Source organism: Flavobacterium sp. YO64 (assembly GCF_004119505.1).
In the GTDB taxonomy this organism is placed as follows: Bacteria; Bacteroidota; Bacteroidia; order Flavobacteriales; family Flavobacteriaceae; genus Flavobacterium; species Flavobacterium oncorhynchi.
On the sequence record NZ_NRQV01000057.1, the window covers coordinates 1 to 8,926 of the forward strand.

Genomic DNA, 8,926 nt, shown 5'->3' on the forward strand with positions numbered 1-8,926 from the left:
AAAAACTCCTTAAGAAATTAAGGAGTTTTTTTGTGTTGTTCCGAATACATGCTGTAAATGGAATTGTTTTATGTTCTATACTAAACATATTTAGAGTAATTCTTTTAAAACTTTTTTACCGTTTTCATTATCTGGATTTAATTCAACAGATTTTTGATACATCTTAATCGCATCATTTTTTTTGCCGCATTGGAGTAATGCCTCACCGTAGCTGTCATATATATTTGAACTATTTGGAAAAATTAATGCTGCCGAAGCGAATGTCAGCAAAGAATTGTCTGTTTTTTTAAGTCTTAGAAATTGATACCCCAACCTATTAAAATCTCTTTCTGTTGCTTCGTAACTGTCTGGCTTTTTTAAATATTCTTCAATTAACTGATTTGCTTTTTCTTTATTCCCACTTTCAAGCAAACTGCCATAGACTCTCGAAAGATTCTGTAGTGGCATTTTATAAGGTTTATTATCAATTAATTTCAAAGCTTCATTGGCTGTAAAAAAAACTGGACTTGCTGTATTGGACAGCAAAATGACAGTTTGGTTTTTAGTAATATTATGCATCAAAATGGACGTAAGTCCAGTATTCAATCCATCGTGAAAAACTATTTTTTCGTTACTATTATTAGTGTATGTCTGCCAGCCTAAACAATAGGCAATCTCTTTTTCTTCAAAACGATAAGAAGCAATTTTTCCGTTATTAAGCTTTGATGGTGTAAGTGCTTCTTCTAATTCTTTCTTGCCTAAAAGCTCATAATTAAATAATGATTTTTGGTATTTCTGTAAATCTAGCGCCGTACTTACAATACCTCCCGGTCCATAGAAATTACTTTTCTCATCTATTAAAAAAGTTTCTTTTAAGGTTTGAACATTCACGACATTTGTCGAATAAAAGTTTGGATAAGTATACAACTCTACCTGATTTGGCTCTTTAAGCCTTCTATCCTTTGGAAGAAATGAATCTTTCATTTTAGCAGGTCCGAAAATATTTTTTTCCAAATAATCTCTAAAGCTAATTCCAGTTATTTTTTCCACTATTAAAGCCGCAAGGCAGAAATTAACATTGTTATACTCCCATTTGTCACCTGAAACAAATGATAGCGGCATTTTATTTTCAATTAATGCTGGTATAATATCTTCATTAGAAAATATTTTTTCAGGCCTTTCTTTTATTGCATTATCGAATAGACGATTGTATTGCACCAATCCAGAAGTATTACTTATCAGATGTCTGATACTAACATTTGGATAAGGAAAATCCAAAAGATATTTTTGGACCGGATCCTCAATATTTAATTTTCCTCTTTGTTTAAGCTGCAATATTGCTACTGCTGTAAACGTTTTTGACACAGATGCAATTGGAAATTGAGATTTTTCATTGATTTTTTCTTCCTTTTCGATATTAGAATATCCGTAAGAATTAAAAAAGATGTTTTTTCCTGATTTAGAAATTAATACACTCCCATTAAAAAGATTGTTTTTAGAAAGTGTTGAGAAGAAATCATTTATTTTTTGTCCAGAAACCGTAAAGGTCAAGTTAAAAGCTAGTAGAATTAGAACAATTTGTTTTTTCATTTTTGATTGATTGATTGATTGATTGATTGATTGATTGATTGATTGATTGATTGATTGATTGATTGATTGATTTTTCAACTAAGATATGAAATATTACTACTATATTTAATTCTCAATTTTTATATATCCTAATTTTTAGAAAATTTCTTCAAGTCCTGTAAATTATTGCTTCGTAAGCAGATTCGTAAAGACCGTCATAAACTACCTTTAAAAAGAATGAAGTTTTGGATTCCTTAATATTTTCAGTCACTCTTTATTGTTGTAAACAAAAAAAGATTGGATCGATAGGGAATAACACGCAGAAGTTATGTATTAGATAATTTGATTTCTTTTATTAGAAAAAATAATGTTCTGTTTATGAAAAACGCACTTATCATATTGATATTTTTATGTAGTATTGTAAAAAACTTACTCGACTGTTTTTAGCGGGTTTATTTAAGTTAGCGGTAAGCAATTCCAAAAAGAAAGCACATTTCCTAATTAATGAATACTGATAATCAAATATTATTTTTTCTAAGCGCTTTAGGTGTTTTTAATAGCGTTGTTTTGAGTTTTTATTTTTTATTCTTCAAAAAGAACAAAGCTAAATCGGATTTATTTCTTGGACTTTTATTATTGTCTTTAAGTATCAGAATAGGGAAATCGGTATTTTATAATTTTAATCCGCAATTGTCAAAAACGTATTTACAGATAGGTTTGTCAGCCTGTTTTTTAATTGGTCCTTTATTATATTTTTATGTTCGATCAATATTGCAAAATCTTAATCATTCTTTTGCAAAGCGTACAATCATTTTAATAGTTACAACTATAAGTGTTTTTGGTTTTCTTTTTCCATACAAGGAGAATCCTGTTTTATGGAGAGGAGTAGTGTATTATGTTATAAATATTCAATGGCTTATTTTTATTGTATTATCCATTTATGAGTCTAGACAGATTTTTAAGAAGTTGGTAACTAATCGCAGTCAAATAAGCTATTATGATACTTGGATACTGTCAATTATTTGCGGTGTTTTTGCAATTTGGCTTTCGTATTTTTTAGCGAGATATACTTCATATATTTCAGGGGCTTTGACTTTTTCTTTCAGTTTTTATATTTCCTTTCTTCTTATTTATTATGCGAAAAACAAAGTATTAATCTCAGCGATTAATAAGGAAAAATACGTAAACAAAATTGATGAAAAGTTGATTCAAGAAATTCAGAAAAAAATAGATATACTTTTCGAAGCAAGAAAAATCTATACTAATCCAGACCTTACATTATCAATTTTAGCAAAAGAATTAAATATTCGTCCGCAATTGCTGTCACAATTTATTAATGACAATTTGAATAAAAGCTTTACTCACTTCATCAATGAATATCGAATTGATGAAGCAAAACGGTTGTTAAAAGATAGTACTCAGTTAAAAATTGAGGCTGTAGGTTTTGAATCTGGGTTTAATTCCAGCAGTACATTTTACAGTTCATTTAAAAAAATAACAGGTACAACGCCTTCAAATTACCAAAAAGAATAATTTCTACTCCTAAAATATACATTTGGAGTCCGTTATTATAAATCTGGAATGATTTAAAACGTATTCAATATAGTTTTGAAGAATATTTTTAAATCATTAAAATCCAGTGTTTATGAAAAGAATCTTTTTCGCAATCTTATTTGTATTATTATCAAATTTATCTTTTTCACAATCAGAGCAGTCTCTGATTGAGAGTTGTATTCAAAACTATATTGATGGAACATCTTATAATAAGCCCGATGATATAAGTAAGGCTTTTTATCCTGAAGCTAATCTTTTTTTAAGCCATAAAGAGAAGCCTTTATGGGTGGTTCCTAGTTCAGAATATGTCTCTTGGTTTCAAAAAGGAAAAAAGGGAGAATTTAATGGTCGTATAGGGAGAATTATTTCGATAGAATATTTTAATGATATTGCTATTGCGAAAGCTGAAATTCTCATTCCTGAAAGAAAGCAAGAATTTATGGATATGTTTCTACTCAAAAAAATTCAAGGCGAATGGAAAATAATCAGCAAATCGGCAAGCAGTAAAGTGAGTAATAAATCTGGAAAGAAAATATTATTCATTGTTTCTAATGCTAATTATTATGGAAATTCAACAATTTCAACAGGAAACAGCTTTGCAGAAATTGTAAACGCTTACGATACTTTTGTAAATTCAGGCTATACTGTTGATTTTGTAAGTCCAAATGGAGGTGATATTCCTTTAGCCTATATTAATACTTCTGATGACATGCAAAAAAAGTATTTATATAATCCGGATTTTATGTACGCCATAAAGTATACGTTGAGTCCCAAAGAAGTTGATTATAAAAATTACAAAGCTGTTCATTATATTGGAGGCGGAAGCGCTATGTATGATGTTCCTGAAAACCTGGAGATTCAACGTATTTCTATGCAAGTATACGAAGATAATAATGGTATTATTTCGTCGGTGTGTCACGGAACTGCAGGGATTGTTAACTTGAAAACTAAAAATGGAAAATTCTTGGTTGAAGGAAAAAAAGTAAGTGGTTATCCTGATTCTTTCGAAAAACAAGATGGCGAATATTTTAAACACTTTCCTTTTTTAATTCAGAAGACAATAGAAGAGAGAGGCGGAGATTTTAAATTTTCAAAGCGAAATGAATCTTTTGTTGAACAAGATGGACGAATTGTTACAGGGCAAAATTTTCAATCATCAAATGGTGTTGCCTTAAAAATTATTGAATTGATTGAGAAGAATAATTAGGATGATTTATTTAGTTAACGCAAAGGTTTAATAGAATCTTGAGGATTTAAACTTCTTAATTTAAAACTATATTGTAAAACTCATTAAAAAACACTTTAAGAAGTTAAGGAGTTTTTTAATGAGCTTTTTAGAAGAATTTGACAGCAATATCATTGCCTTTATTTTTCTAGTATTAAATCTTTCAAATTGATATTTCCACAATGAATTTCTTTATCGTTGATTGTATAAAAAAGATTTTGTCCTTTTAAACTGAGTCCAGTTCGCAAAGTACCATGTGCACCTTTTGTTACGCAAAGTAAAACAACATAAAAACTACTCGATTGCTTCGGATTAATAGTTCTTTTTAGTGAAGATGATTTATGAATATTTTTATCTAAGAATGAATTTAAATCTTTCAAGCCATAATTAAATAAGGGGATTTTCTCATATGTCATTTCGTTGGGAGGAAGCAAAATTTTAAAGTATTGGTCAGGTAAAGCTGGAATCTCATAAGAATGTACAGGAAAATCCATTTTTAATTCAAGAGGATTAGCTGTTTGATTGCTGACTTGAGTCCAAAATACAACATAAACATATACTTTGCCTTTTGGATCAGTGTATTTCATTCCGCCTTTTGGTAAACTATTTTCTATTATTAGGCTTGCACCTTTAGAATCCTTATACTCATATTTAGTATAAATGGCTTTATTAAGTGCTGCTTGCTTTTTGTTTTCGATATTTTTTACCGAATCTAAAGTTTTTGTATCAGCGGTATCTGGAGTTGACTTACTTTCTTCTTTACAAGAAAATAGTGCAGTAATCGTGAGAAGTAATAATATACTTTTTTTCATTTTATTGAATTGGATACAAATGATTTATAGTTTAATAGGCTTTTCTTTAAAACGAATATAAGAAATATTTTTACTAAAATTTATTAATTTGTTTAAGATAACGAAGACTTTATTGCTTCTAAAATAGGGTAGTAATTTTTAACTATATTTGGCATCGATATTGTTTTATTTGACAGCTTTAGAGTTGAAAAAGAAATTAAATCATGAAACCCAAATTTTAAAAATGAAAAATAAACTGATAACTCTTTTATTTGTATTTACGGTAATAAATATATTTAGTGAAGCTAATGCTCAATCGAAGTCAGAGAAAACGAATTATTCTAATAATAAGGTTTTAACGGATAATGATATGGTTACTCATAAAGCCATAAAACCGCTTAAAAAAGTTCCGTTAGATAAAGAGTCAATTTTGATTTATGATTACGATGGATCTTTGATGTCATTTAATTTAGAAAAAGAAGCTTTTAATTGGACTGTAAAAGCGACAGATCTTACTATCGAAATGTGTGCAAATCAAGTAACGCTGCTTGATGGAGTTATATACATTCCGTTTGTTAACGGTGAAATTTTTGCAATTGATAGTCAAACAGGTTCTATTTTTTGGAAATCAAGACTGGGAAATATTAAGGATCAAATTGTACTAAGAAATCAAGTTCCAGTTATTAATGATGGAAAATTGTTTATTACGACTCAAAGTCCAAATAATAACATTTATGCTCTTGATGTAAAAGACGGGAGTTTAATATGGAATTATAAGCTGGATAACTTATATAATGACAATCCAGTTCTATTTTTTGATAACAAAGTTTTTGTACAAAGTGCGTCTAATCTTTATAGTTTTGAGGCAAATTCTGGTAAACTTCTCAATCAAAAAGGCTTTGAAGAAGCTATAACTGGAAAACCTGTAACGGATGGTGAAAATGTATTTATTGCAAATGAAAAAGATGTGGTTTTTGCTTTAAGTCCAGATAAACTAGATGTTTTATGGCAGTTTAAACTAGCTGAAAACCAAAGTAATATTAAGGATCGTATATTTTGTAAGGACAAAAAAGTATATTTTGCTGCTCAAGGTTCTGAGGTTTCTTCGATATATGCTGTGGACTCAAAAACGGGAACTCAGATTTGGAAAACGGATTTTAAAGGCGATAATGTCGAATACATGATTGAGGAAAGTGATAATATTTGGGGATATACTAGTAAAGGAAAACTTTTTCAAATAGACATAACAAATGGTGAAATTGCATTTGAAGTAAAACTAATCACAAAACCTATTTCAAATCTAGAATTTGCTGTAGATGATTTCTTGTATTATTATTCGGATGCCGCTTTGATTCAATTTGAGTTTAAAACAAAAGATGAAAACGAAATTTATCTGCGCACTTCTATTAAAGATGATGCTTATAGTGCATATTTAAAGTTAATTCAATAAAATGGATCTTAATACAATCAGAATTTGAACGATTAACAAACAGTTTTTGATTATCTGAAACTATTAATCGTGAGTAAAGTATTCGATTGTAAATGCTGATTAAAACCTCCAGAATAAAATGATTCTGGAGGTTTTTCAGTTTATTTAGGTTTTTAATAATTCTCTCCAAGTGTAACTTTTATGTACAATTTTCCAAGTACCTTCATATTTAAGAATTAAGAAATAATCTGTAAAAACGCGCCAGTTTGGCACAATGATTTCTGCTTTTGCTATTGCAGCATCTTTTTCAATATCGATGGAAATAATACTCCCTTTTCTGTTAGACTTTTCACCAACTTTTATATTAGAAATATACTTTTCTCCAGAACGTATCCATAAAGTATCTTTTTCAACAGTATATAAGTTAAAATTTGGATTAAAGGCTTTTCGCAATCTTTCAGGTTGTCCGTTTGCAGTTCCTTCAATATAATTAAGCAGAACTTCTGTGATTTGTTCTAAATCATCTTTCTTGCTTGTATCAGAATTATTAAAATTAGTTTTTAAAATTCGGATAACTTCATTGGCTACTTTTGAGGCTGAAGAAGGGTCTTGTCCTGTTACAAATCTTCCGTCAACAATATAGAATGCATCACCTCCTTTATCAGAATTTACAAAATTACCTTGATTATTATTAATCTCTTTATCAATTGAAAAAGGAAATGCTTTGTAATATTCGGCATTTCTATTTTCAAATTTATCTGGAAAACCAGTAATTTTTCTTCCGCTGTAAAGAGGCTTTTTGTTTTCGTCTGTTAAATAAACAATTCCTGCGGTTCCGTGGCAAATAGTAGAAATAACACCATTTTTATTATAAATACTTCGTGCTATTTTTTGAATAACAGGATTTTCAGCTACACCATACATTGCGGCACCGCCGCCAGTATAAAAAATCGCAGTATAATCCTCTATAATAATTTCTGTTGGTTTCTTTGTATGTTCTAATTTATCCATAAACCATCCGTTGTACAAATATTTTTTTTGTAAGCTGTCTGAGGTATTGATATAGCCAACGGGAACAGCTCCGCCTTTAGGACTTACAAAGTCAACTGTATATCCTGCTTTTATAAATACATCGTACGGCTTTATGATTTCTTCAAAATGATTGGCTGTCGTAATTGTAGTATTGCCGTAAAAATCCTGATTTGAAGTCACAAAGAGTATTTTGTTCTGGGCATGAATATTCATCGAGTACAAACCTATAAGAATAAGAAATATGAGTGCGGTGTTTTTCATCATTTAGAAATGTAGAATTAAAAAAAAAGTATATCTGATTTATTCTTATTGTTTTACAGCTGGTGCTTCAACTGTTTTATGAGGTGTTCTGGTCGATATTTTGTCGACAATAAACCAGCCTTGATTGGTTTTTAAAAGATTAAAATAATCTGTAAACAATAGTTTTGAAGTACTTATTTCGGCTTTTGCAACGGCTACATTATTTGTTACGTCGATAGAAATAATACGCCCTGACCAGTTATTTGATTTTGGATGCTTTTTATATCCTACTATATACTTTGATTTAGGAACGATATTAAATTTGTCTTCAGCAAAATATTTTAATTGCCAAGAATCATGAAATGACTTTGCTACCATTGCAGAATCACCTGTAGCTTGTCCGTCTAAATAAAGATTAAGTGTTTTTTGAATTAAAAGCCAATCATTTTCATCATTATTTACTTGAGCATTTGCAGTAAAAAAGAATAAACTAAAGGAAATTGATAAAAGAATTTTTCTCATTTTTAAAAAATTAAATTGTTAATAATGAGAGCAAATATCTTAGATATGAATAGTTTAAAAGTTTTACTTTATAAAGTAGAACTCCTATTTTGCAATATTGAACTTATTTTGAATATGATTTTTGATATTCAGCAGGAGTTAAACCCGTTGTTTTTTTAAAGGCTGTAAAAAAGGTTGATTTAGAATTAAAGCCGCTGTCATAACCTAAACTTTCAAGTGTTAAGTTTTTTTCGGTCTCTAATAATTTTTTTGCTTTTTCAATTCGATATTCTTTAATTAGGTTTGAGAAGGATTTACCTAATACTTCATTTACATATTGAGACAATAAATGTTTTGTTATGTTTAGTTCTTTTGCAGCTTCTTCAAGGTTGAAATTTGGATTAAGGAATAGTTCTTTTTCTATCATTATTGATAGTTTTTGATCTATAAGACTTAGAGTTGCTTTATCAATTTCTTTGTTTTTGTATTTTTCTCTTTCACTAAAAAAAGCAGGCTCATTATTATTCCTAAATATTAGAACGAGCACAATTAAATAGAATAGAAATGTAAATGATAAAGCGCCTATTATATAAGAAGTATAAGCTG

Annotated in this window: 8 protein-coding genes; 3 read left to right on the forward strand and 5 right to left on the reverse strand. The window is 29.1% G+C overall.

Annotation, left to right across the window (positions count from 1 at the left end; translation table 11 throughout):
* Window positions 1-90 precede the first annotated feature (90 nt).
* Window positions 91-1,569 carry a serine hydrolase domain-containing protein gene (locus BOW57_RS20365; RefSeq protein ID WP_129056973.1) on the reverse strand — a complete coding sequence of 493 codons (1,479 nt, stop codon included), beginning with the start codon at window positions 1,567-1,569 and terminating at the stop codon, window positions 91-93.
* Between the two features lie 546 nt (window positions 1,570-2,115).
* On the opposite strand from BOW57_RS20365, the gene BOW57_RS20370 reads away from it, so the two are divergent.
* A complete protein-coding gene (locus BOW57_RS20370; RefSeq protein ID WP_164973753.1) occupies window positions 2,116-3,081 on the forward strand; it encodes an AraC family transcriptional regulator in 966 nt (321 codons plus the stop codon).
* A gap of 112 nt (window positions 3,082-3,193) precedes the next feature.
* Complete coding sequence (locus tag BOW57_RS20375; protein ID WP_129056977.1) at window positions 3,194-4,309, forward strand: nuclear transport factor 2 family protein; 1,116 nt, start codon at window positions 3,194-3,196, stop codon at window positions 4,307-4,309.
* Window positions 4,310-4,467: 158 nt separating this feature from the next.
* Here the strand turns inward: BOW57_RS20375 and BOW57_RS20380 are convergent, their stop codons facing one another.
* On the reverse strand, window positions 4,468-5,139 hold the full coding sequence (locus BOW57_RS20380; protein WP_129056980.1) for a hypothetical protein: 672 nt from the start codon (window positions 5,137-5,139) through the stop codon (window positions 4,468-4,470).
* A 223-nt stretch (window positions 5,140-5,362) separates the two neighbouring features.
* Between BOW57_RS20380 and BOW57_RS20385 the strand changes: the two genes are divergently transcribed.
* A complete protein-coding gene (locus BOW57_RS20385) occupies window positions 5,363-6,568 on the forward strand; it encodes a PQQ-binding-like beta-propeller repeat protein (protein WP_129056982.1) in 1,206 nt (401 codons plus the stop codon).
* A gap of 144 nt (window positions 6,569-6,712) precedes the next feature.
* Here the strand turns inward: BOW57_RS20385 and BOW57_RS20695 are convergent, their stop codons facing one another.
* From BOW57_RS20695 to BOW57_RS20795, 3 genes are all read right to left on the reverse strand, one after another.
* A complete protein-coding gene (locus BOW57_RS20695; RefSeq protein ID WP_164973754.1) occupies window positions 6,713-7,843 on the reverse strand; it encodes a nuclear transport factor 2 family protein in 1,131 nt (376 codons plus the stop codon).
* A 42-nt stretch (window positions 7,844-7,885) separates the two neighbouring features.
* Window positions 7,886-8,341, reverse strand: a complete 456-nt coding sequence (locus BOW57_RS20395; protein WP_129056984.1) for a nuclear transport factor 2 family protein — start codon at window positions 8,339-8,341, stop codon at window positions 7,886-7,888.
* A 103-nt stretch (window positions 8,342-8,444) separates the two neighbouring features.
* Window positions 8,445-8,926, reverse strand: a 482-nt coding sequence (locus BOW57_RS20795) for an AraC family transcriptional regulator (RefSeq protein ID WP_206734764.1), incomplete at its 5' end; no start/stop codon positions are given.